26 protein-coding genes are annotated in these 21,518 nt (G+C 40.7%); 23 read left to right on the plus strand and 3 right to left on the minus strand.

Annotated features, from left to right (window positions below):
• The first annotated feature begins 6 nt into the window (after positions 1-6).
• The 3 genes from O3655_RS07635 (at position 7) to yaaA (ending at position 2,627) form a co-directional block, all read left to right on the plus strand.
• Positions 7-1,602: a hypothetical protein gene (locus O3655_RS07635; RefSeq protein WP_371641282.1), complete on the plus strand. Its 1,596-nt coding sequence runs from the start codon at positions 7-9 to the stop codon at positions 1,600-1,602.
• Positions 1,603-1,687: 85 nt separating this feature from the next.
• Complete coding sequence (locus O3655_RS07640) at positions 1,688-1,819, plus strand: DUF3953 domain-containing protein (RefSeq protein WP_002874755.1); 132 nt, start codon at positions 1,688-1,690, stop codon at positions 1,817-1,819.
• A 79-nt stretch (positions 1,820-1,898) separates the two neighbouring features.
• Positions 1,899-2,627 (plus strand): peroxide stress protein YaaA, encoded by a 729-nt coding sequence (gene yaaA, locus O3655_RS07645; protein WP_308697177.1) that lies wholly within the window; start codon positions 1,899-1,901, stop codon positions 2,625-2,627.
• Positions 2,628-2,658: 31 nt separating this feature from the next.
• Here yaaA and O3655_RS07650 read toward each other — a convergent pair whose 3' ends face one another.
• Positions 2,659-3,207: an NADPH-dependent FMN reductase gene (locus tag O3655_RS07650; protein ID WP_049478798.1), complete on the minus strand. Its 549-nt coding sequence runs from the start codon at positions 3,205-3,207 to the stop codon at positions 2,659-2,661.
• A gap of 91 nt (positions 3,208-3,298) precedes the next feature.
• Positions 3,299-3,745 carry a MarR family winged helix-turn-helix transcriptional regulator gene (locus tag O3655_RS07655; RefSeq protein ID WP_000816318.1) on the minus strand — a complete coding sequence of 149 codons (447 nt, stop codon included), beginning with the start codon at positions 3,743-3,745 and terminating at the stop codon, positions 3,299-3,301.
• A 118-nt stretch (positions 3,746-3,863) separates the two neighbouring features.
• Between O3655_RS07655 and O3655_RS07660 the strand changes: the two genes are divergently transcribed.
• The 20 genes from O3655_RS07660 (at position 3,864) to O3655_RS07755 (ending at position 19,956) form a co-directional block, all read left to right on the plus strand.
• Positions 3,864-4,340 (plus strand): DUF5590 domain-containing protein, encoded by a 477-nt coding sequence (locus O3655_RS07660; RefSeq protein ID WP_000776849.1) that lies wholly within the window; start codon positions 3,864-3,866, stop codon positions 4,338-4,340.
• A 9-nt stretch (positions 4,341-4,349) separates the two neighbouring features.
• The gene (locus O3655_RS07665; RefSeq protein ID WP_049478799.1) at positions 4,350-5,528 is read left to right on the plus strand and encodes a pyridoxal phosphate-dependent aminotransferase; all 1,179 of its coding nucleotides are present in this window, start codon (positions 4,350-4,352) and stop codon (positions 5,526-5,528) included.
• Positions 5,529-5,679: 151 nt separating this feature from the next.
• On the plus strand, positions 5,680-7,023 hold the full coding sequence (gene asnS, locus O3655_RS07670) for an asparagine--tRNA ligase (RefSeq protein WP_049478800.1): 1,344 nt from the start codon (positions 5,680-5,682) through the stop codon (positions 7,021-7,023).
• A 148-nt stretch (positions 7,024-7,171) separates the two neighbouring features.
• The gene (rpsF, locus tag O3655_RS07675; protein WP_001151782.1) at positions 7,172-7,462 is read left to right on the plus strand and encodes a 30S ribosomal protein S6; all 291 of its coding nucleotides are present in this window, start codon (positions 7,172-7,174) and stop codon (positions 7,460-7,462) included.
• A gap of 11 nt (positions 7,463-7,473) precedes the next feature.
• Positions 7,474-7,944, plus strand: coding sequence for a single-stranded DNA-binding protein SsbA (gene ssbA, locus O3655_RS07680; protein ID WP_000609595.1), 471 nt, complete (start codon positions 7,474-7,476; stop codon positions 7,942-7,944).
• 31 nt (positions 7,945-7,975) lie between these two features.
• Complete coding sequence (rpsR, locus tag O3655_RS07685) at positions 7,976-8,215, plus strand: 30S ribosomal protein S18 (RefSeq protein ID WP_000068664.1); 240 nt, start codon at positions 7,976-7,978, stop codon at positions 8,213-8,215.
• A gap of 359 nt (positions 8,216-8,574) precedes the next feature.
• Positions 8,575-9,084 (plus strand): GNAT family N-acetyltransferase, encoded by a 510-nt coding sequence (locus tag O3655_RS07690; protein ID WP_000858591.1) that lies wholly within the window; start codon positions 8,575-8,577, stop codon positions 9,082-9,084.
• Positions 9,085-9,523: 439 nt separating this feature from the next.
• A complete protein-coding gene (wecB, locus tag O3655_RS07695) occupies positions 9,524-10,672 on the plus strand; it encodes a non-hydrolyzing UDP-N-acetylglucosamine 2-epimerase (RefSeq protein WP_000734436.1) in 1,149 nt (382 codons plus the stop codon).
• Positions 10,673-10,678: 6 nt separating this feature from the next.
• On the plus strand, positions 10,679-11,458 hold the full coding sequence (locus O3655_RS07700) for a hypothetical protein (RefSeq protein WP_000800615.1): 780 nt from the start codon (positions 10,679-10,681) through the stop codon (positions 11,456-11,458).
• A 142-nt stretch (positions 11,459-11,600) separates the two neighbouring features.
• A complete protein-coding gene (locus O3655_RS07705) occupies positions 11,601-12,911 on the plus strand; it encodes a glycosyltransferase (protein ID WP_000625492.1) in 1,311 nt (436 codons plus the stop codon).
• A gap of 8 nt (positions 12,912-12,919) precedes the next feature.
• On the plus strand, positions 12,920-14,023 hold the full coding sequence (locus O3655_RS07710) for a glycosyl hydrolase family 8 (protein WP_070657440.1): 1,104 nt from the start codon (positions 12,920-12,922) through the stop codon (positions 14,021-14,023).
• 122 nt (positions 14,024-14,145) lie between these two features.
• Entirely contained in the window at positions 14,146-15,546 is a 1,401-nt protein-coding gene (locus O3655_RS07715) for a bifunctional Cof-type HAD-IIB family hydrolase/peptidylprolyl isomerase (protein WP_070696304.1), read from the plus strand.
• A gap of 1 nt (position 15,547) precedes the next feature.
• Positions 15,548-15,907: a S1 RNA-binding domain-containing protein gene (locus O3655_RS07720; RefSeq protein WP_000689619.1), complete on the plus strand. Its 360-nt coding sequence runs from the start codon at positions 15,548-15,550 to the stop codon at positions 15,905-15,907.
• A gap of 53 nt (positions 15,908-15,960) precedes the next feature.
• A complete protein-coding gene (locus O3655_RS07725; RefSeq protein WP_000657018.1) occupies positions 15,961-16,710 on the plus strand; it encodes a tRNA1(Val) (adenine(37)-N6)-methyltransferase in 750 nt (249 codons plus the stop codon).
• The gene (locus tag O3655_RS07730) at positions 16,700-16,984 is read left to right on the plus strand and encodes a GIY-YIG nuclease family protein (RefSeq protein WP_070696307.1); all 285 of its coding nucleotides are present in this window, start codon (positions 16,700-16,702) and stop codon (positions 16,982-16,984) included. Before O3655_RS07725 ends, O3655_RS07730 begins: the two co-directional genes overlap by 11 nt.
• Before the next feature lie 85 nt (positions 16,985-17,069).
• Positions 17,070-18,005 (plus strand): manganese-dependent inorganic pyrophosphatase, encoded by a 936-nt coding sequence (locus O3655_RS07735; protein WP_049519060.1) that lies wholly within the window; start codon positions 17,070-17,072, stop codon positions 18,003-18,005.
• A 53-nt stretch (positions 18,006-18,058) separates the two neighbouring features.
• Positions 18,059-18,385 carry a DUF2568 domain-containing protein gene (locus tag O3655_RS07740; protein ID WP_371641284.1) on the plus strand — a complete coding sequence of 109 codons (327 nt, stop codon included), beginning with the start codon at positions 18,059-18,061 and terminating at the stop codon, positions 18,383-18,385.
• Positions 18,386-18,507: 122 nt separating this feature from the next.
• Entirely contained in the window at positions 18,508-19,020 is a 513-nt protein-coding gene (locus O3655_RS07745) for a YiiX/YebB-like N1pC/P60 family cysteine hydrolase (protein ID WP_247941032.1), read from the plus strand.
• Entirely contained in the window at positions 19,004-19,654 is a 651-nt protein-coding gene (locus tag O3655_RS07750; RefSeq protein ID WP_308697179.1) for a DUF1803 domain-containing protein, read from the plus strand. The genes O3655_RS07745 and O3655_RS07750 overlap by 17 nt, the downstream gene beginning before the upstream one ends.
• A gap of 101 nt (positions 19,655-19,755) precedes the next feature.
• The gene (locus O3655_RS07755) at positions 19,756-19,956 is read left to right on the plus strand and encodes a CsbD family protein (RefSeq protein WP_000051179.1); all 201 of its coding nucleotides are present in this window, start codon (positions 19,756-19,758) and stop codon (positions 19,954-19,956) included.
• 32 nt (positions 19,957-19,988) lie between these two features.
• On the opposite strand, the gene O3655_RS07760 is transcribed toward O3655_RS07755, so the two are convergent.
• Positions 19,989-21,434: a UDP-N-acetylmuramoyl-L-alanyl-D-glutamate--L-lysine ligase gene (locus tag O3655_RS07760; RefSeq protein ID WP_308697180.1), complete on the minus strand. Its 1,446-nt coding sequence runs from the start codon at positions 21,432-21,434 to the stop codon at positions 19,989-19,991.
• Positions 21,435-21,518: the final 84 nt, after the last annotated feature.

Raw genomic sequence — 21,518 nt, forward strand, 5'->3', positions numbered from 1 at the left:
ACTCAGATGAAACGCATACTATTTGAACTTGTTTTTATCGCAACGACTTGGTATATCTTTTTACCGCCTCTTAACCTGACCAGCTGGGAATTTCTCTTTTTCCTTTGTGGACATTTGGTGGTGATGGGGATTTTGTTTAGTTTCCGCAAGAATACCAATCTCCTGAAGACAGTTCACCTACGCCATGGCAAGGCTACCAAAGATCTCAATCTAGAAGGATTCCTTTTTACCAAACTTAGTAGAGGATTGTTTCTGACTGCAGGTATCATTTTTGCCCTTGCTGGTCTGGTAAGCCTAGTAACCTCTAGCTTTTTCCAAGCAAAAAATTATGCTAATGTGGTATCTATCACAGAAAAAGATTTTAAAGATTTTCCCAAGAGTGATACCAGCAAGGTTCCAATCCTAGATCGGAGTACCGCCGAAAAGATTGGAGACCGTTATCTAGGCTCTCTGACGGATAAGGTCTCCCAGTACGTAGCAGCAGATACTTATACCCAGTTGACGGTTGATGGCAAGCCCTATAGGGTGACTCCTTTGGAGTATGCTGATCCCATCAAATGGTTCAACAATCAAGCCAAGGGAATTGGCGAGTATATTAAGGTTGATATGGTGACAGGAAATGCGGAATTGGTGGATTTAAAAACACCGATGAAGTATTCGGACTCTGAGTATTTTAACCGTGACGTCAAACGTCATCTTCGAATCAAGTATCCAACCAAGATTTTTAAAACCCCATCCTTTGAGGTGGATGATGAAGGCAATCCTTTCTATGTAGCAACCGTTTATCAAAAACAGTTTGGTCTAGGAGTACCTCGCCCTTCATCCGTTATCATCTTGGACGCTACTAATGGAGAAACCAAGGAATATAGCTTGGATGAAGTCCCAGAATGGGTGGATCGTGTCTATCCAGCAGAAGAAACCATCGAACAAATCAACTACAACGGTAAGTATAAAGACGGCTTCTGGAATGCCTTGATTTCTAAGAAAAACGTTACCCAAACGACAGAAGGCTATAACTATCTTTCTATCGGAAATGACATTTATCTCTACACTGGGGTGACTTCAGCCAACGCTGACGAAAGTAATCTAGGATTTATCCTTGAAAATATGCGCACTGGTGAAATCACCAAGTACAATCTAGCTTCAGCAACCGAAGAATCAGCCCGTGCTTCCGCAGAAGGAGCAGTGCAGGAAAAAGCCTATAAGGCGACCTTCCCTATCCTTGTCAATCTCAATGACAAACCGCTCTACATCATGGGATTGAAGGACAATGCAGGTTTGGTCAAGGAGTATGCTTTGGTTGATGCAGTAGAGTACCAAAACGTCATCGTAGCAGCTACAGTAGATGAACTCCTCAGCAAATATGCCAATAAAAACGACCTCGAGCTGGATAATGAAACGGTAGAAAACATCAAGGGAGTGGTTTCAGACCTTAAATCAGCTGTTATCAAGGGGGACACCGTCTACTTCTTCAAAGTTGATGGCAAGATTTATAAAGTCAAGGCTTCCGTGTCAGACGACCTTCCTTACCTTGAAAATGGGCAATCCTTTGAAGGTCAAGTTGGAAAAGATAATTATCTCAAGACCTTTAAAGTACAATAATACTCTTCGAAAATCTCTTCAAACTACGTCAGCGTCGCCTTGCCGTACTCAAGTACTGCCTGCGGCTAGCTTCCTAGTTTGCTCTTTGATTTTCATTGAGTATAAAAATAGGTTTTCTCAGTTCAAGGAGAAAAAAGATAAATTCTTATCTATCTTAACAAGCTTAGCTGGCACAGCCCTTGTTCTCGTGGCTATCTGGTTAGGATGGCCAAAATAAACAGAGAAACCTCGGTGTGAACCGAGGTTTTTAAGATGAAATTCTTGGTCGTGGTTGAAAAATATGCTACACTAACAATATGAAAATTTTAATCCCAACAGCAAAAGAAATGAACACAGACCATCCCCGTACCGAAGCGCTCCCCTTGAGTGAAGAAAGTCAGGCAGTCCTTTACTCACTGGCGAATTATTCAGCTAGTGAATTAGAGACTTTTTATAAGGTATCTGTCGAGAAAGCAGAAGAAGAGTACGGCCATATTCAAGCTTTAAAAGAACACAGGGCTAAACATTATCCAGCCTTGAAACTTTTCGATGGTCTCATGTATCGTCACATCAAACGAAATGGGTTAACCGAAGCTGAACAAACCTATCTTGAAAATCATGTCCTAATTACCTCGGCTTTATACGGTGTTGTCCCCGCCTTGTCGCCCATGGCTCCTCACCGTTTGGACTTTTTGATGAAGTTAAAAGTTGCTGGTAAGACTTTAAAGAGTCATTGGAAGTCAGCCTATGATGAGGCACTTCAGGATGAGAATTTGATATTCTCACTCCTATCATCAGAGTTTGAAACCGTATTTTCGAAGGAAATCAGAGAAAAGATGGTGACCTTCAAATTTATGGAGGACAAGGCAGGTCAGCTGAAAATCCACTCAACCATTTCAAAAAAAGCCCGTGGCGCCTTTTTGACCGCCTTGATAGAGGGGCAAGTCCATACAGTCAAACAAGCTCGCAAGCTCCGCTTTGCCGGCTTTGACTACCGACCTGATTTATCAAGTGATTTAGAACTCGTCTTTGTGAAACAAGCATAAAACCAGCTCATTCGAGCTGGTTTTTGTTGGATTAGTTGATGGCTGCAAGAAGGTCGTCCGCTTGTTTTGCAAGTGATGAAGCAGTTGCTTCTTCTAACACCAATTTTCCATCTGCCCAAGCAGAGTCATTGACACGAGCAGCTGTAAAGTCACCAACGACTTGTGTACGGATAAATGGCAAGAGGTCTTTATAAATAGCAAAGAGTTGATCGTGACCGGCATTGGCTACAGAAGAGACAGTAATAAACTTGTCTTGGAGGGCAGAAGCGCCACGTGTATCAGACAAGTCAAGGGCACGAGAGAGCCAGTCAAGCAAGTTTTTCACTGTTCCAGGGATAGAGAAGTTGTAGACTGGAGAGAAGATCCAGATCGCATCCGCAGCAAGGACTGCTTCACGAGCAGCAGCTACAGCTGGATGAGTTGGAACTTCCAAATCTTGGCTGAAGAGAGGAACAGCTGAGTAATCAAGATAGCTAACTTCCGCTTTTCCAGCAAGTGCTTTTTCAGCTTCGAGGGCCATTTGGTGGTTGAAAGAACCTTGGCGTAGTGAACCGACGATAAATAATACTTTTTTAGACATGATGTGTCTCCTTTAGTTTAAAATTCAAAGAGCGAACTCTTTTGTTACCATCTATGTTACAACAAATAATACTAATTAGCAATAATTTTGCTCACAAATTTTTAAATTTTTTTAAAATGCGGATTAAGTCTTCCTTTTCGCCATCTTCCAAGATGCTGAGTGCTTCTACGATAGAATCGATATGGTCAGGAAGAACCTCTTCGATTTTTCTGCGTCCTGCAGGTGTTAATTTCAGGAAAAAGGATCGACGATCCTTGGGGTCGCAAGTTCTAGAAATCCACCCATCTCGAACCATATTTCGAATGACGACAGTCATGTTTCCAGAAGTGGCTAACATTTTTTCAATCAAATCCTGAATGCGTAGTTCCCCCTTGCTATAGAGGGTTTCCAAAACTGAAAATTGGGTGGGTGTTAGCCCGTGTTCTTTAGCAGCTTTGGCTTCATAAGGTTTAAAAGTTCGTATGGCTTTATTGAGGACGATAGCTGTTTTTAAGTCTAATTGATTATCGGAAATTTTCTCTTTCAAATATTGTTTCATAAGGCTATTTTATCAATAATGAGAGAGAAAAACAAGAACTTACATTTTATAGGAAAAGAATCTTAGAATGTTCCCGTCTTCACTTGTAATAAAGAAGGAGAGATGGTAAAATAGACGAGTGAAACTAAGACAGAAAAAAGCAAAAAACAAGCTACTTATACAATATGGAATCGGCATTGCTCTGGTAGTACTAGTCATGACGACTTCATTCCTTTATCTGATATCACTCAGCATGAAACCCTATCAAGATGCTAGACTTGAGGGAGAAAAACTGGCCAAGCAGTATGCAGAATTGGAAAAGGCAGATCAGGTTGATTTCTACAATGGTCTAGAGGGCTATTACAGTGTTCTGGGACATAATAAAAAGCAAGAGGCCATTGCCGTACTGATTGAAAAGAATGACCACAAGATTTATGTTTATCAGCTTGATAAGGGGATTTCTCAAGACAAGGCAGTGACGATTTCGAGGGAAAAAGGAGCTAGCGACATTGACAAGATTACTTTTGGTCGCTATCAGGACAAGCCGATTTGGGAAGTTAAGTCAGGAAACCAGTACTATCTGGTTGACTTTGAAACAGGAGCAGTGATCCAATAAGGAGGGCATATGAAACTATCCAAACGTGTACTAGAAATGGAAGAAAGCGTCACTCTAGCTAGTGATGCAAGAGCCAAAGCATTAAAAGCTCAGGGAAAGGATGTTCTTTTCTTAACCTTGGGACAGCCTGATTTTCATACTCCTGAAAATATTCAGGAGGCAGCGGTAGAAGCGATTCGAGATGGACGAGCTTCCTTCTATACAGTTGCTTCAGGCCTACCAGAGTTAAAAGCGGCGGTTAATACCTATTTTGAACGCCACTATGGGTATTCCGTAGCAGCCAACGAAGTTACTTTTGCCACTGGTGCCAAGTTCTCTCTCTACACCTTCTTTATGGCTGTGGTCAATCCAGGTGATGAAGTCATCATCCCTACACCATACTGGGTCAGCTATGGAGACCAGGTCAAGATGGCAGAAGGTGTGCCAGTCTTTGTCCAGGCCAAGGAAGATAATCACTTTAAAGTAACAGTAGAGCAGCTAGAAGCAGCCCGAACAGATAAAACCAAGGTCTTGGTTCTCAATTCGCCATCGAATCCGACCGGTATGATTTACTCTCGTGAGGAACTCATGGCTATTGGAAATTGGGCTGTTGCGCATGATGTCCTTATCTTAGCAGATGATATTTATGGACGTCTGGTTTATAACGGGAACGAATTTGTTCCAATTTCTAGTTTGTCAGAAGCCATTCGCAAGCAAACCATTGTAATTAACGGTGTATCTAAGGCCTATGCCATGACTGGTTGGCGGGTAGGTTATGCTGTGGGAAATCCTGCAATTATCGCTGCTATGAGCAAATTGACAGGACAAACGACTTCAAATCTGACAGCAGTATCTCAATATGCAACGATTGAGGCGCTGACTGGACCGCAAGACTCTGTTGAAACCATGCGTCAAGCATTTGAAGAACGTTTGAATACCATTTATCCACTCTTGTGCCAAGTGCCAGGATTCGAAGTTGTCAAGCCCCAAGGAGCCTTCTATCTCTTCCCAAATGTTAAAAAAGCGATGGAGATGAAGGGTTATACCGATGTGACAGAGTTTACAACAGCTATTCTCGAAGAAGTCGGACTGGCCTTGATTACAGGAGCTGGATTTGGAGCACCAGAAAATGTTCGTCTCAGCTATGCCACAGACTTGGATACTTTGAAAGAAGCTATTCGCCGTTTGCATCAGTTTATGGAAAAATAAAACTTAGAATCTTCGCTGTTTTAGCGAAGATTTTTGTAACGAAAATCTCGCGATTTTTCTCTAGTAGAACCTAGCTATCGCTGTCTATTTATGGTAAAATAGTGGGTAATGATGTCTTCGGACAAGTTAAACGAAAAAAGGAAGATAGATTATGACAAAACGTGTAACAATTATCGATGTAAAAGACTACGTTGGTCAAGAAGTGACCATCGGGGCCTGGGTTGCCAACAAATCTGGAAAAGGGAAAATTGCCTTCTTGCAATTGCGTGATGGAACAGCCTTCTTCCAAGGTGTAGCCTTTAAACCAAACTTTGTAGAAAAATTTGGTGAAGAAGTGGGACTTGAGAAGTTTGATGTCATCAAACGCCTAAGCCAAGAAACGTCTGTTTATGTGACAGGGATTGTCAAAGAAGACGAACGTTCTAAGTTTGGCTATGAGTTGGATATTACAGACATCGAAGTGATTGGTGAATCTCAAGACTACCCAATCACACCAAAAGAACACGGAACAGACTTCTTGATGGACAACCGTCACTTGTGGCTCCGCTCTCGTAAGCAAGTAGCGGTGATGCAAATCCGTAACGCTATCATCTATGCAACTTATGAGTTTTTCGATAAGAACGGCTTCATGAAGTTTGATAGCCCAATCCTTTCAGGAAATGCAGCAGAAGATTCAACAGAACTCTTTGAAACAGACTACTTTGGAACACCAGCCTACTTGAGCCAATCAGGTCAGCTTTACCTAGAAGCAGGGGCTATGGCTCTTGGTCGTGTCTTTGACTTTGGTCCAGTATTCCGTGCTGAAAAATCGAAAACACGCCGTCACTTGACTGAGTTCTGGATGATGGATGCGGAGTACTCTTACTTGACACATGATGAGTCACTTGACTTGCAAGAAGCTTACGTAAAAGCCCTTCTTCAGGGCGTTTTGGACCGTGCACCTCAAGCCTTGGAAACCTTGGAACGTGATACAGAGCTCTTGAAACGCTACATTGCAGAGCCATTCAAACGCATCACTTACGATCAAGCCATTGACCTTTTGCAAGAGCATGAAAACGATGAAGATGCTGACTACGAGCATTTGGAACATGGCGATGACTTTGGTTCACCACACGAAACATGGATTTCAAACCACTTTGGTGTGCCAACATTTGTCATGAACTACCCAGCAGCTATCAAGGCCTTCTACATGAAACCAGTTCCTGGAAATCCAGATCGCGTACTTTGTGCAGACTTGCTGGCACCAGAAGGGTATGGAGAAATCATCGGTGGTTCTATGCGTGAGGAAGACTACGATGCCCTTGTCGCTAAAATGGAAGAACTTGGAATGGATCGTACAGAATATGAATTCTACCTTGACCTTCGTAAATATGGTACAGTACCACATGGTGGATTTGGTATCGGTATTGAACGTATGGTAACCTTCGCAGCTGGAACCAAACATATCCGTGAAGCCATTCCATTCCCACGTATGTTGCACCGTATCAAACCATAAACTAGTAAAAAGAAGATATTTTCATCTTCTTTTTTCACTTTTATCTTGCTATCTATCAGTTTTTCTAGTATAATAGTTTATTGTGAGCAAACCTCACTTACCCCTTGCAAAGACTAGGGGTCATTAGACCAAAAGGAGGAACATATCAATGGCTAAATACGAAATTCTTTATATCATTCGTCCAAACATTGAAGAAGAAGCGAAAAACGCTTTGGTAGCACGTTTTGACTCTATCTTGACTGACAACGGTGCAACTGTTGTTGAATCAAAATCATGGGAAAAACGTCGTCTTGCATACGAAATCCAAGATTTCCGTGAAGGACTTTACCACATCGTTAACGTTGAAGCAAACGACGACGCAGCTCTTAAAGAGTTTGACCGTCTTTCAAAAATCAACGCTGACATTCTTCGTCACATGATCGTCAAACTTGACGCGTAAGAAGGTAAATTATGATTAACAATGTTGTACTTGTAGGGCGTATGACACGTGACGCTGAGTTGCGTTATACCCCATCAAATGTAGCAGTTGCGACTTTTACTCTTGCAGTAAACCGTACATTTAAGAGTCAAAATGGCGAACGTGAGGCTGATTTCATCAATGTCGTTATGTGGCGCCAACAGGCTGAAAATCTTGCCAACTGGGCTAAAAAAGGCTCTCTTATCGGGATCACAGGCCGTATCCAGACTCGTAGTTACGATAACCAGCAAGGACAACGTGTCTACGTAACAGAAGTCGTGGCTGAGAATTTCCAAATGTTGGAAAGCCGCGGAGTGCGTGAAGGACATTCAGGTGGAGCTTATTCTGCACCAACTGCTGGTCAATCAGCACCTGCAAACCCAGTACCAGACTTTTCACGTTCTGAAAATCCATTTGGAGCAACCAATCCATTGGACATTTCAGATGATGATTTACCATTTTAATGGACAATTAATACTATAAAGGAGAAAAAACATGGCTCAACAACGTCGTGGCGGATTCAAACGCCGTAAAAAAGTTGATTACATCGCAGCAAACAAAATTGAATATGTTGATTACAAAGATACTGAGCTTCTTAGCCGTTTCGTTTCAGAACGTGGGAAAATCCTTCCTCGTCGTGTAACAGGAACTTCAGCTAAAAACCAACGTAAAGTAACAACAGCTATCAAACGCGCACGCGTAATGGCTTTGATGCCTTTCGTAAACGAAGATTAAAAAAGAGGTCCAGTGGACCTCTTTTTCATGAGCTTGAAAATAAGAAAGCGAATTAAGACCCGGGTGGGTCTTTTTTTACGAGCATGGAAATGAGAGAGCGAGTTGAGGTCCAGTGGACCTCTTTTTCATGAGCTCGGAAATAAGAAAGCGAATTAAGATCCATATGGGTCTTTTTTTCACGAGCCTTGAAATGAGAGAGCGAATTGAGGTCCAGTGGACCTCTTTTTCAGATTTTTATAGGATTTTGTTAGAAAGGATTCCCTGTTGACCTAGTAAGATTCTTTTGTCTTACTAGGTTTTTTCTTTTAATCTTTATTATCGTGCTATAATGGTAGGAGAAAGCTATAAAGGAGCAGCTTATGAAGACGACATGTTCAATTAGAAAAATGCAAGAATCTGACATACAAGAACTATCTCGAGGATTTATCAGCCAAGGTTGGCCAAGTAGAGAGGAGATTTTAACTCGATACTTTAAGGAGCAAGAAAGTGGGGAGAGAGAAGTCTTAGTTGCAGAGGTTGAGGGTGCTTTAGCGGGTTATATCACAATTTTGTCCTGCGCTAAGCAGGGGCCTTTTGCAGAAATCTATCCAGAACTCTCAGATTTTAATGTCTTTGAACCTTTTCAAAATCAAGGTATTGGAAATCTCTTGCTGGAAGAAGCAGAAAAACAAGTTAGGCTCATATCGGATAAGGTGACCCTTGGTGTTGGGCTCCATTCAGGGTATGGACCTGCCCAGAGATTATACATCAAACGAGGCTATATTCCAGATGGGACGGGTGTTTGGTATCAGAACCATCAACCGGCCATGAATGCGGTTTGTGAAGATATCGGAGAATTGGTCTTGTATCTGTCGAAAAATTTGTTTTAAGACAGATTTTATAAGGTTTAAATTTTAAATATAGTAAACAACAATCACAGTCCCTTTTTCATTCGAAAAAGGAATTTTTTTGTTTGAAATTGTTTGATTTATTCCTCAAAGTGGTAAAATATAATTGTTTGAATTATCAAGATAAAAATAAATATCAAAAAAAACATATAAGGTTTAGTTTTTTTAAATACGGATTCTTTTGAAAAGTCTTAAAATTTCCTAAAATAAGGCTTTTTAAAGGTTGTAAATAATATTGTTACAAAAAGGTTACAAATTGTTAAAATTAAATTAAATGCAATAATATAATTTGGAAAAAATTGACATATAAATTAATTGACGGTAAAATAATTAAGATAATCAAATTAATTGATTTGCGCAATAATTCGATATAAAGATTAATCTGATGTGTCAAATTTTATTATAGTAGAAGGATAGCGTAATGAAGAAACTGAAAGTGATGGTTGTTTTTGGAACACGACCAGAAGCTATTAAAATGGCCCCTTTAGTGTTAGAATTGCAAAAACATAGTGACAGCATTGAGACGATCACAGTTGTGACAGCTCAGCACCGTCAAATGCTTGATCAAGTTCTTGAAACGTTTAGCATCGAGCCACATTATGACCTGGATATTATGGGGAAAAATCAATCCCTCTTAGACATTACTGGAAAAATTTTAGAAAAGTTTGATCCAGTTGTTAAGCAAGAACTTCCAGATATAATTCTTGTTCATGGAGATACAACAACAACTTTTGCAGCAAGTTTAGTTGCTTTCTATAATCAGGTACGAATCGGCCACGTTGAAGCTGGCCTAAGGACATTTGATAAGTATTCTCCTTTCCCAGAAGAAATGAATCGTCAGATGACTGATAACCTAGCGGATCTCTATTTTGCTCCAACTAGTGAGAGTAAAGAAAATCTCCTCAAGGAAAATCACCCTGAGTCTGCTATTGTCATTACGGGAAATACAGCCATTGATGCCTTGAAACTAACCGTTCAATCGGATTACTATCATGAAGTTTTAGATCAATTGGATCCAGATAAGAAACTTGTATTAGTAACCATGCATCGTCGTGAGAATCAAGGTCAACCAATGAGAAATGTCTTTGCAGCTTTACGTGAGATGGTCGATCTTCATCAGGAAATTGAAGTTGTTTATCCTGTTCACCTTAGCCCTGCTGTGCAAGAAGCAGCAAACGATATCTTAGCTGGTCACGATCGTATTCACTTGATTGAGCCTTTAGATGTACTTGATTTTCATAATTTGGCTTCAAGAAGCTATTTTATCATGACTGACTCTGGAGGTGTTCAGGAAGAGGCGCCTTCTCTCGGCAAACCTGTCCTTGTCCTTCGTGACACAACGGAACGTCCAGAAGGTGTTCGTGCAGGAACCTTGAAGCTAGTTGGTACGGATCCAGTACGTGTGAAAGAAGCGATGGCAGCACTCTTAACAGATGAAACTCTTTATAGACAAATGTCTCAGGCACCAAATCCTTATGGAGATGGAAGAGCCTCTGAACGAATCGTACAATCCATTCAACAGTACTTTGGGGCAGCGACTTCTGTATCGGAATTCAAAGGGGGGAAATAAGATAAAATGAAAAATTGGAGTCAATTTAAAAACTGGCTTATGGCTTTGCTTGCTTGTGAGGTCATTCTTTTGGTGCTTTGTTTTTTGTATGCTCGAGCAATCATTTTAGAACAAATCTTTTTTTTAGCTTTAGCCTTGTTTGCAGTGTTGGTATTATCTGACCTTTTGCTTACTTGGACCCTTATCTTAGCATTTGGTTTTGGACTTATCGTTTTGGTTGCGGGTGTGGTTTATATCCCGATCATTCAACTGGTCTTTTTATTAATCAGTTTTCCTCTTTTGATTGGGATTCTACTTAAGGTTCGTTATTATTTCTTCAAGGTGGCCTCAAAGGTACAAGAACAGGAAGACGAAGCGCGAGCAGATTACCAAGCGATGGTCACTGAACAAAGTGATGTTACGGTTCAATCTCTATTGATTCATTGGGCACATGAAGATTTGTTCTTCCAGATTAAACCGAAAGAACATAACCAGATGCTCAGTAGCATTCAAGAGGTAATTGCTCAGGAATTGAGCTACAATGATAAACTCTATTACGTTTCGGATGGTAATTTTCTCGTTCTATCCAGTAAAAGCCAACATTCTTTGAAGGAACTTTATTTGAATGGTTTGCAGGAGAAACTGAGCAGTTTAGTTTTTCATGGAGAAGATGGCAATCAAGGAATTCAGTTCCAAACAGGCTATTTGGTGATTAACTCTGATAATAAAGATAAATACCAAGACTACGCGGATGTCGCCAGTCATCTCAAACGTCAACTAGAGACAGATGTAATTGTGGAATATTAGGAGGGGAACATGACTTTAACCGAACTATTTTTTGGTATTGCTTTGGGACTCAGTCTCGCCTTTGGCATTTGTTTTATCATACTATTTATTGCATACAATATTCTTTACCATCGAGTAAACAAAAATTTTAAGGCGGTGAATCATGATTAGTCAAATGTTAATGATTTTTACCTTGCTTACAATTTGGATTTCTCTAGCATGGGGCTTGGTAATTCTCTTTTCGGCAGTACACTTTTGGTTTAAACACAGTGATTTTCGTGTAGACACTTCGCCTCTACCTTATTATCCTAAGGTAACGATTGTTGTTCCTGCCCATAATGAGGATGTGGTTATTGCCCAAACGGCAAAAGCTATCTTGGATATGAACTATCCTCACGACCGTGTGGAGTTGCTCTTGTTTGCGGATAACTGTTCGGATAACACCTATGCAGAATGTTTGTCTGTACAAGCCATGCCTGAATATGCAGGAAGAAATCTAACCATTATCGACCGTACTGGTACGGGAGGAAAAGCGGGCGTTCTAAACGATGCTTTGGAGATGGCAACAGGCGAATACATCTGTGTTTATGATGCAGATGCCATGCCTGAAAAAAATGCTCTTTATTTCCTTGTCAAAGAAGTTATGAAGGATCCAGAACGTCATGTGGCATCTTTTGGCCGCAACAAGACTCGAAACGCCAACCAAAATTTCTTGACTCGTTGTATCAACCAAGAGATCGTTGTTACTCAGCGCGTGCACCACGTTGGGATGTGGCATCTCTTTAAAATTGGGCGTATCCCAGGAACCAACTTTATCATTCAAACCGACTTTGTAAAGAGTATCGGTGGTTGGAAAAATGGTGCCTTAACTGAGGATACCGATATTTCCTTCAAAATCATGCAGAGTGGTAAATTGATTGCCCTTGCCTATAATTCAGAGGCTTTCCAACAAGAACCTGAGACCTTAAAGAGTTACTATATGCAGCGGAAACGTTGGGCGAAAGGAAATTATGAAGTTGTTCTCTCGAACTTTAAGCATTTATTTGGCAGAGCAAACTGGCGCGTTAAACTAGAAGTCTTTAACTATTCTTGTGTTTTCTTTTGGTTTAACTTTGCTATTGTTCTTTCGGATTTGATTTTCCTAGCGAATGTGCTAGCGATCTGTCTTAATCTTTTCTTCCCAGATGTCAGGGTTCCATTTGCTTTTGATGCGGACAATATCTACATCGCTCAGCTCATGCTCTTTAACTGGATTCTCATGATTGGTCTCTATTTGATGCAAATTATGACAGCATTGGCAAGTCAATTTGGACAAGCAACAACTAAACAAATCTGGTTAGCCCTGGCAGCCTATTTCTCTTATGCACAGATGTTTATCGTTGTATCCGTTGATTCCATTTCTTCAATCGTGCTGGATAAAGTACTCCGACGAAAAGAAACCAAGTGGGTTAAAACCAAGCGATTTGCAGGATAGGAGGTTCTATGAAAACGAATAAATTAAAATATGTCTGGTTTGTGCTCATTCTTTCTATCTTTTGTTTAGCCTTGTTTTTGGCAAGAGGAAGGACTAAAATCGAGATGCGTAATCGAATTTACAGCCAATGGAGCCAACAGTTCCTTGTTACAAAAGGCAATCAGTCTTATGTTCGTACGACGAGTGATTCGGAGGGAACAACAGTTCTATCTGAAGCCCAAAGTTACGGCATGCTCATAACGGTTTTAGCAGCCCAAAAAGGGCAAGCAAGTCAAGCAGATTATGAGAGTCTTTATCGCTATTATCAAAATCATCGTATTGAGGGAACGCAGTTGATGTCTTGGAAGCAAGTGATCAAAAATGATAGCGAAACGGTCGAGAAACAAAATGCAACTGATGGAGATCTCTATATCGCTTATTCTTTAATTGAAGCTGCCAAACAGTGGCCAGATAAGGCGCAGGAATACCAAGAGCAAGCTAAAAAAATCTTGGATGATATCCTTAAGTACAACTACAATGAAGAGACAGGTGTTTTAACAGTAGGAAACTGGGCAAACAAGGATTCTGATTATTATTACTTGATGCGGACATCTGATACTCTTCCTCACTATTTCCAGTCTTTCTATGACCTGACTGGAAACAAACAGTGGTTAGATGTTAAGGATAAGATGCTTGGGCAATTGGAGCAAATCAGTTCTCATTCTGATACGGGTCTCTTGCCAGACTTTATCTGGGCTGAGAAGTCAGGGGCACGTCTTGTTGATGCCAACACTATCGAATCTCAATACGATGGGGCGTACTCTTATAACGCTTGCCGTTTGCCTTATCACTTGTCACAGAGCCAGGATGAAAGAAGCCAAAAACTCGTTCAAAAGATGATGGATTTCTTTATGAAAGAGCAACGCATTTATGCTGGCTATGACTTGAATGGAACGGCCCTCAATCAATACCAGGCAGGTAGTTTCTTGGCACCGATTACCTACGCGTCTGACAAGGGAGAAGGCTATCTGAAACTTCTTCAGCAAAATAAATACATTTTCACACAAGATTTACCTTCGGACAACTACTATGATGCAACGATGATTACCATGATTGCTCTAGAGATGTTCTAGGATGAAAAGAGAGGGCTAGTTTTTCTGGCTCTCTTTTTGATAGGATTTTCATCTTTTTTCATAAAGGGAATTTCATCAGCTTTATGGTATAATGGAAAGAGTGATGGAAAAGAGGTAGAGAGATGGATGCGAAATTAAAATACAAGGCAAAAAAGATTAAAATCGTCTTTTTTGATATTGATGATACCTTGCGTACGTCAAAGACAGGTTTTATTCCAGCTACAATTCCCACTGTCTTTAAACAGTTACGTGAAAAAGGAATTTTAACAGGAATTGCCTCTGGTCGTGGTATTTTCGGTGTCGTTCCAGAGATTCGAGAGCTCAAACCTGACTTTTTTGTAACCCTAAATGGGGCCTATATAGAAGATAAAAAAGGTCAGGTCATTTATCAACATCAGATTGACAAGTCAGATGTTGAGGAGTACATTTCTTGGACGAAGGAAGAGGGAATTGAGTATGGTTTAGTTGGAAGTCATTCTGCTAAACTCTCCACGCGAACAGAACTGATCAGTGAGGCTATTGACCCGATTTATCCAAACTTGAATGTGGATCCTAACTTCCATGAAAAAGCGGACATTTACCAGATGTGGACCTTTGAGGAAAAAGGGGATGACTTGCGGTTACCAGATAGTCTCTCTGGTAAACTTCGCATGGTGCGTTGGCATGAACATTCATCAGATATCGTGCCGATTTCAGGTTCAAAAGCCACTGGTGTTGCCAAGGTTGTAGAACATCTAGGCTTGAAACCAGAGAATGTTATGGTCTTTGGGGATGGTCTCAATGACTTGGAACTCTTTGATTATGCTGGAATCAGTATTGCTATGGGTGTTTCCCATGATAAAATCAAAGAAAAAGCAGATTATATTACAAAAACAGTAGAAGAAGATGGCATTTTTGATGCCTTAGAAGGATTTGGTATGGTAGAAAAAGAATTGCATTTCCCACAAGTAGACATTGAAGCAGTAGAAGGTCCGCTTGCGACCATTAAGACCAATCACGGAGACTTGCGTATCAAGCTCTTCCCTGAACATGCTCCCAAAACAGTAGCCAACTTTGTTGCTCTGTCAAAAGACGGTTACTATGATGGTGTGATTTTCCACCGTATTATTAAGGACTTTATGATCCAAGGTGGAGATCCAACTGGTACTGGTATGGGTGGTGAGTCAATCTACGGCGACTCTTTTGAAGATGAATTTTCAGAAGAACTCTACAATATCCGTGGTGCCCTTTCTATGGCCAATGCGGGTCCAAATACCAATGGCAGCCAGTTCTTTATCGTTCAAAACCAACATTTGCCGTACTCTAAAAAAGAGATTGCGCGTGGTGGCTGGCCTGAACCAATCGCTGAGATTTATGCAGAACAAGGTGGAACTCCTCACCTTGACCGTCGCCATACTGTTTTTGGGCAATTGGTGGACGCAGAATCGTTTGCGGTCTTGGATGCCATTGCAGCTGTTGAGACTGGTGCAATGGACAAACCAGTTGAAGATGTAGTAATTGAAACGATTGAAATTGAGGACTAGAATGAAAATTGGTGATAAGCTAACTGGGCGTATTACAGGAATTCAGCCCTATGGTGCCTTTGTTGAGTTAGAGACAGGGGTGACAGGGCTGATTCACATCTCGGAGATTCGGACGGGATTTATTGAAAATATCTATGACATTTTAAAAATTGGTGATGAAGTCCAAGTTCAGGTGGTGGATTTTGACGAATACACTGGGAAGGCTAGTCTTTCTATCCGTACCTTGGAAGAGGAAAAACATCAATTGCCAAGACGGAGACGTTTTTCAAATGATCGGATCAAGCACGGTTTTGCACCACTTGGACGAATGATGCCTGTTTGGACGCGTGAGGCATTAGAGCATTTAAAGAAGAAGCCATAAATACGATTATCTAAACCATTTGTAATATTAACATTATTTGTTATAATAAAAGTATGAAAGAAGAACAATTATTAAAACCAGGAGAGCGAATCAATCAGCTCTTTTCGACAGATATCAAAATCATCCAAAATAGAGAGGTGTTTAGCTATTCGGTGGATAGTGTTCTTTTATCACGCTTTCCTCGCTTCCCTAAACGGGGTTTAATTGTGGACTTTTGTGCTGGAAATGGTGCAGTGGGACTTTTTGCTAGTTCACGTACTCAGGCGCGGATAATATCTGTAGAGATTCAGGAGCGCTTGGCGGATATGGCAGAGCGTTCGGTTCAGTTGAATGGCTTGGAAGAGCAGATGCAGGTCATCTGTGATGATTTGAAAAATATGCCTGCCCACATTCAGGGAAGTAAGGTGGATATGATTTTGTGCAATCCGCCTTATTTTAAGGTGGATCCGCATTCTAATCTGAACGAGAGTGAACATTACCTTCTGGCCAGACACGAAATTACGACTAACCTAAAAGAAATTTGCCGTAGTGCTCAGAGTATTCTCAAGTCTAATGGCCGTTTGGCCATGGTTCATCGTCCAGATCGGCTCTTGGATATCTTAGACATGCTTCAACGCCATAATTTGGCACCCAAGCGCCTGCAATTTGTCTATCCTAAACGTGAGAAGGAGGCTAATATGCTCTTAATCGAAGCTATCAAGGATGGATCGACCAGTGGCTTTAAGGTCTTGCCACCACTCATCGTTCACAATGATGATGGTTCTTATACACCAGAAATTCAAGAGATTTACTATGGATCATAAGGCCTATATGTATGTGGTGGAGTGTCGCGACGGTTCTTACTATACGGGCTATACAACGGATGTGAAGAGGCGCCTTGCCGTTCATAATAGTGGTAAGGGAGCCAAGTATACCCGAGCTCGCTTGCCAGTCAAACTCATCTATGTAGAGGGTTTTGCTAGTAAGGAAGAAGCCATGTCTGCCGAATCTCTCCTCAAACGTAAGAAACGTCCACAGAAAGAACGATTTTTATCCGAAAATCAAGAGAAAAATCTAGTCAACCATATTGATATCTAACGAGGAGTCTTTTGACTCCTCTTACTTTTGTCAAAAGAGGAAAAAAGTGCTAAAATAAGATGAATAAATTTAAAGAGGTATTATCATGTCTAAGATTCTAGTATTTGGTCACCAAAATCCAGACTCAGATGCCATCGGGTCATCTGTAGCCTTTGCTTACCTTGCAAAAGAGGCTTATGGATTGGACACAGAAGCTGTAGCACTTGGAACTCCTAATGAAGAAACAGCTTTTGTTTTGAACTATTTTGGTGTAGAAGCACCACGCGTCATCACATCTGCTAAAGCAGAAGGTGCAGAACAAGTCATCTTGACTGACCACAATGAATTCCAACAGTCAGTATCAGATATCGCTGAAGTAGAAGTTTACGGTGTTGTGGACCACCACCGTGTGGCTAACTTTGAAACTGCAAGCCCACTTTACATGCGTTTGGAACCAGTTGGATCAGCTTCATCTATCGTTTACCGCATGTTCAAAGAACATGGTGTGGCAGTTCCTAAAGAAATCGCAGGTTTGATGCTTTCAGGTTTGATTTCAGATACTCTTCTTTTGAAATCACCAACAACTCACCCATCTGATAAAGTCATTGCTCCTGAATTGGCAGAATTAGCTGGTGTCAACTTGGAAGAGTACGGTTTGGCTATGCTGAAAGCTGGTACAAACTTGGCTAGTAAATCTGCTGAAGAATTGATTGACATCGATGCTAAGACATTTGAACTCAACGGAAATAAGGTTCGTGTTGCTCAGGTTAACACAGTTGATATTGCTGAAGTCTTGGAACGCCAAGCTGAAATCGAAGCAGCAATGCAAGCTGCCAATACAGCAAACGGCTACTCTGACTTTGTTTTGATGATTACAGACATCGTCAACTCAAACTCAGAAATCCTTGCTCTTGGATCAAACATGGACAAGGTCGAAGCAGCTTTCAACTTCAAACTTGAAAACAACCACGCTTTCCTTCCAGGTGCTGTTTCACGTAAGAAACAAGTGGTGCCTCAGTTGACAGAAAGCTTTAATGGGTAATTCTTAAGGAATATTTGGAACTGTTAATTTGACTATTTATAGAAGGTGATAGCATGATGCGATTGATTGAAGGACTGCACTTTTTGGTTGAAGTTGTCGCAATTCTTGGTCTTTTCTCCGTGTCTGTGATACAAATTTCTTGGCTGGAAAAATTCCTATTTTTTCTTCTAGCAGTTCTATTAATCTTATTTTGGGCACGATATATGGCACCAAAATCTCCACATGCTTTTAAAAAATGGCATCGCCTCGTTGCTGAGACATCGATTTTTATTTTAGTTAGTGGTAGTTTTTGGCATTTGTATGGATTGCAAATAGGAATCCTCTGCTTAGCTCTGTCTTTTGGAAGTTTGGGTCTGCTTTATTATTTTCAGCTAGAGTGATTCTTATAATATAGTTAATGAATTATTTAAATGGTAATTATTTGACTGGAGATTGACACGAGAAAACAGTGTTTTCCATATAGCTAAAGGGGTTTCGGCTCCTTTTTTTCTAGGAGAGAAAGATGTTAGAAAATGGTGATTTGATTTTTGTGAAGGACCTTTCAGATATGGGGCAGGCCATCCAGGCTTCTACCGGTAACTATAGTCATGTAGCCATCTTTTTGGACGGTTTCATCTACCATGCTAGTGGGCAAGCTGGTGTCATTTGTCAAGAACTGGCTGAATTTTTTGAACGAACTCATCTCTATGACCTTTATGTCTATCCAGAGCTGGAAGCTGACTTGGTAAAGGAAAGAGCAAGCAAATATTTAGGTGAACCCTATAATGCCTCTTTTTATCCAGATGGGCTTGGCTTTTACTGCTCCCAGTATATCGCAGAAATCCTACCTATTTTTGAGACCATTCCGATGAAATTTGGTGATGGGGAGCAGGAGATCAGTGATTTTTGGAGAGAATATTATCAGAGACTCGGACTTCCTGTGCCTCTGAATCAGCCAGGAACCAATCCTAGTCAACTAGCAGCATCCCCTCTTTTAGAATGTAAAGAAAGGAATCTTCATGATTCAGATTTTTAATCCCTCTCGTTTGACTCGGCAGCCATTTTTTATAGATTTGGTGGACTACCTGGACCAGCATGATGATGTAATCCTCCGGGAAATCAAGGCTCAGTTTCCAGATGTAGCAGTTGATAAACTCATGGAAGAGTATATTAAGGCAGGATTGATCCTAAGGGCAAACAAACGCTATTCCCTCAATCTCCCTTTTTTAGAATCTACGGATGATTTAGCCCTTGACCAAGAAATTTTTATCAGAGAGGACAGTCCAGTCTATCAAGCCTTGCTAGAGAAGACTTTTGAGACAGAATTGCGCAATCAAACCAATGCAGCCATTTTAGTCGAATCTACAGATTTTGCTAGAGAAAAGATGACCCTGTCTAATTATTTCTATAAGGTCAAGGATCATTATCCTTTGACAGAAAAACAGCAGGAACTCTATGCCATTTTAGGAGATGTCAATCCTGAGTATGCTCTCAAGTATATGACGACGTTTTTGCTCAAGTTCCTCAAAAAGGACCAGCTCATGCAGAAACGGCGTGATATCTTCGTTGAGAGTTTAGTCGTCTTGGGTTATATTGTTCAAAACGAAGAAGGAAAGTATGAGTTGGCTGTTGATTTTGACAAGGAACGCTTATCTTTCTATTTGTCTTAATTGTTTGCTTTTGAGCAGATTATTTGACTTTGCTAAAGAATAAGCATAAACTGAATGTAAGCGATAACGTTTATCGTATTAAAAGCAAAGGAGACAGAACTATGTCACTTGAAAATAAATTGGATCAAGCAACTGGTGCTATCAAAGAAGGATTTGGTAAAGTTACTGGCGATAGCAAGACAGAAGCAGAAGGTACTGTAGAAAAAACAGTTGCCAAAGCAAAAGAAGTTGTTGAAGATGCTAAAGGTGCTGTAGAAGGTGCCGTTGAAGGTCTTAAAAATTCATTTAAAAAAGAAGACTAAAAAAATCAAGGGAATGTTTCCCTTGATTTTTTTTATAGATAACGTTCTGCGATAGCTGCGTCTCCAGGATAGTCTTCTTTCTTTCCTTGGACGATTTGGTAACAATCAGCTCCCTTGCCTGCAATAATCACAGCATCGAGTTCTTGATTTGTGATGGCCATCGCTGCCTTGATGGCTTCTTCACGATCGGCAATCTTTTCAACAGGATGACTGATATAGCTACTGATTTCTTCAGCAATGACCATTGGATCCTCATAGTTGGGGTCATCAGCGGTGAGAAAGACATGAATCTCAGGGTGTTGATTGAGGAGGAGTCCAAAGTCTTTGCGACGACTTTCACCCTTGTTTCCAGTCGAACCGAGAACCAGAGCAATCTTTCCAGTTTGATGAGTTTCAACAACAGAAATCAGTTTTTTCAGACTGTCACCATTGTGGGCGTAGTCGATGAAGACCTTGGCTCCATTTTTCTGAGTGAGAACTTCCATACGTCCAGGGACGCGGGTTGCAGCGATCCCTTTTTTGATATCTTCAAGACTGGCACCTAGACGAAGACAGGCAAGTCCTGCAGCAACGGCATTTTCTTGGTTAAAGTGGCCGATGAGTTGGATATCATAATAACCAGCGAGTTTACCTGTAGCGGAAAAGCTAAAGGCTTTGGAGTTCTCGATTTGGTTACTTGACTGGCTACCATAGAAGTCATGTTCTTGATCTTCCACTTGTTCTTTCAATACAGAAAAATGGTCCATGTCGCTATTAATGACAACTGCTCGGCTATTTTTCATCAAGAGACGTTTGTGGTAGAAGTAATCTTCAAAGCTTGGATGCTCAATCGGACCGATATGGTCAGGAGTGATGTTAAGAAAGACACCTACATCAAAGGTCAGACCATAGACTCGATGAACAAGATAGGCTTGGCTAGAGACTTCCATTACAAGATGGGTTCTTCCATTCTTAACAGCCTGAGCCATCATGTCGAAAAGATCGATATTTTCAGGTGTTGAGAAGGAAGATTTAAAGAAGGTCTTGCCATCCAGAGTTGTATTCATAGTTGACAAGAGAGCTGTTGGGTAGCGTTGAGATAGGATGTGGTAAGCAAAGTAAGCAGCTGTTGTCTTTCCTTTTGTCCCTGTGAAAGCGAGAATTTTGAGTTTCTCTTGCGGATTACCATAAAATTCCATCGCAATCAAACTCATGGCTTTCTTGATATCGTTCACAATGATGACGGGGATACCAATCTCGTAGTCCTTTTCTGCGACATACCAAGCTAAGCCCTGCGAGATAGCTGAGAGCAGATATTCTTTTTTAAAGGCAGCACCTTTTGCAAAAAAAAGAGTCCCTTCTTTTACTTTTCGGCTGTCATAACTGATGCTATCAAAAACAACTTCACTGTAGTTGTAGTGGTAATGTCCTTGGTCAACAATCTCACGAAAAAGGCCATCTTTCTTTAAAATATCTAATACGGTTTCAATCTTAATCATACTTTCTATTATAAACTTCAAGCCCGAATTTTACAAGTAACAAGGAAAAGTTTATAATGGAAGATAAGGAACTTTTCCTAGTTA

The organism is Streptococcus sp. 27098_8_70, from assembly GCF_041432215.1.
Classification (GTDB): Bacteria; Bacillota; Bacilli; order Lactobacillales; family Streptococcaceae; genus Streptococcus; species Streptococcus oralis_CP.

Coding starts and splice junctions, on each gene's coding strand:
- O3655_RS07710 (WP_070657440.1), top strand. CDS start 12,920: ATGAAAACGAATAAATTAAAATATGTCTGGTTTGTGCTCATTCTTTCT.
- O3655_RS07740 (WP_371641284.1), top strand. CDS start 18,059: ATGATGCGATTGATTGAAGGACTGCACTTTTTGGTTGAAGTTGTCGCA.
- O3655_RS07725 (WP_000657018.1), top strand. CDS start 15,961: ATGAAAGAAGAACAATTATTAAAACCAGGAGAGCGAATCAATCAGCTC.
- rpsR (WP_000068664.1), top strand. CDS start 7,976: ATGGCTCAACAACGTCGTGGCGGATTCAAACGCCGTAAAAAAGTTGAT.
- O3655_RS07715 (WP_070696304.1), top strand. CDS start 14,146: ATGGATGCGAAATTAAAATACAAGGCAAAAAAGATTAAAATCGTCTTT.
- O3655_RS07760 (WP_308697180.1), bottom strand. CDS start 21,434: ATGATTAAGATTGAAACCGTATTAGATATTTTAAAGAAAGATGGCCTT.
- yaaA (WP_308697177.1), top strand. CDS start 1,899: ATGAAAATTTTAATCCCAACAGCAAAAGAAATGAACACAGACCATCCC.
- O3655_RS07705 (WP_000625492.1), top strand. CDS start 11,601: ATGATTAGTCAAATGTTAATGATTTTTACCTTGCTTACAATTTGGATT.
- O3655_RS07650 (WP_049478798.1), bottom strand. CDS start 3,207: ATGTCTAAAAAAGTATTATTTATCGTCGGTTCACTACGCCAAGGTTCT.
- O3655_RS07690 (WP_000858591.1), top strand. CDS start 8,575: ATGAAGACGACATGTTCAATTAGAAAAATGCAAGAATCTGACATACAA.
- O3655_RS07755 (WP_000051179.1), top strand. CDS start 19,756: ATGTCACTTGAAAATAAATTGGATCAAGCAACTGGTGCTATCAAAGAA.
- O3655_RS07665 (WP_049478799.1), top strand. CDS start 4,350: ATGAAACTATCCAAACGTGTACTAGAAATGGAAGAAAGCGTCACTCTA.
- asnS (WP_049478800.1), top strand. CDS start 5,680: ATGACAAAACGTGTAACAATTATCGATGTAAAAGACTACGTTGGTCAA.
- wecB (WP_000734436.1), top strand. CDS start 9,524: ATGAAGAAACTGAAAGTGATGGTTGTTTTTGGAACACGACCAGAAGCT.
- O3655_RS07745 (WP_247941032.1), top strand. CDS start 18,508: ATGTTAGAAAATGGTGATTTGATTTTTGTGAAGGACCTTTCAGATATG.
- O3655_RS07655 (WP_000816318.1), bottom strand. CDS start 3,745: ATGAAACAATATTTGAAAGAGAAAATTTCCGATAATCAATTAGACTTA.
- rpsF (WP_001151782.1), top strand. CDS start 7,172: ATGGCTAAATACGAAATTCTTTATATCATTCGTCCAAACATTGAAGAA.
- O3655_RS07730 (WP_070696307.1), top strand. CDS start 16,700: ATGGATCATAAGGCCTATATGTATGTGGTGGAGTGTCGCGACGGTTCT.
- ssbA (WP_000609595.1), top strand. CDS start 7,474: ATGATTAACAATGTTGTACTTGTAGGGCGTATGACACGTGACGCTGAG.
- O3655_RS07750 (WP_308697179.1), top strand. CDS start 19,004: ATGATTCAGATTTTTAATCCCTCTCGTTTGACTCGGCAGCCATTTTTT.
- O3655_RS07735 (WP_049519060.1), top strand. CDS start 17,070: ATGTCTAAGATTCTAGTATTTGGTCACCAAAATCCAGACTCAGATGCC.
- O3655_RS07700 (WP_000800615.1), top strand. CDS start 10,679: ATGAAAAATTGGAGTCAATTTAAAAACTGGCTTATGGCTTTGCTTGCT.
- O3655_RS07720 (WP_000689619.1), top strand. CDS start 15,548: ATGAAAATTGGTGATAAGCTAACTGGGCGTATTACAGGAATTCAGCCC.
- O3655_RS07635 (WP_371641282.1), top strand. CDS start 7: ATGAAACGCATACTATTTGAACTTGTTTTTATCGCAACGACTTGGTAT.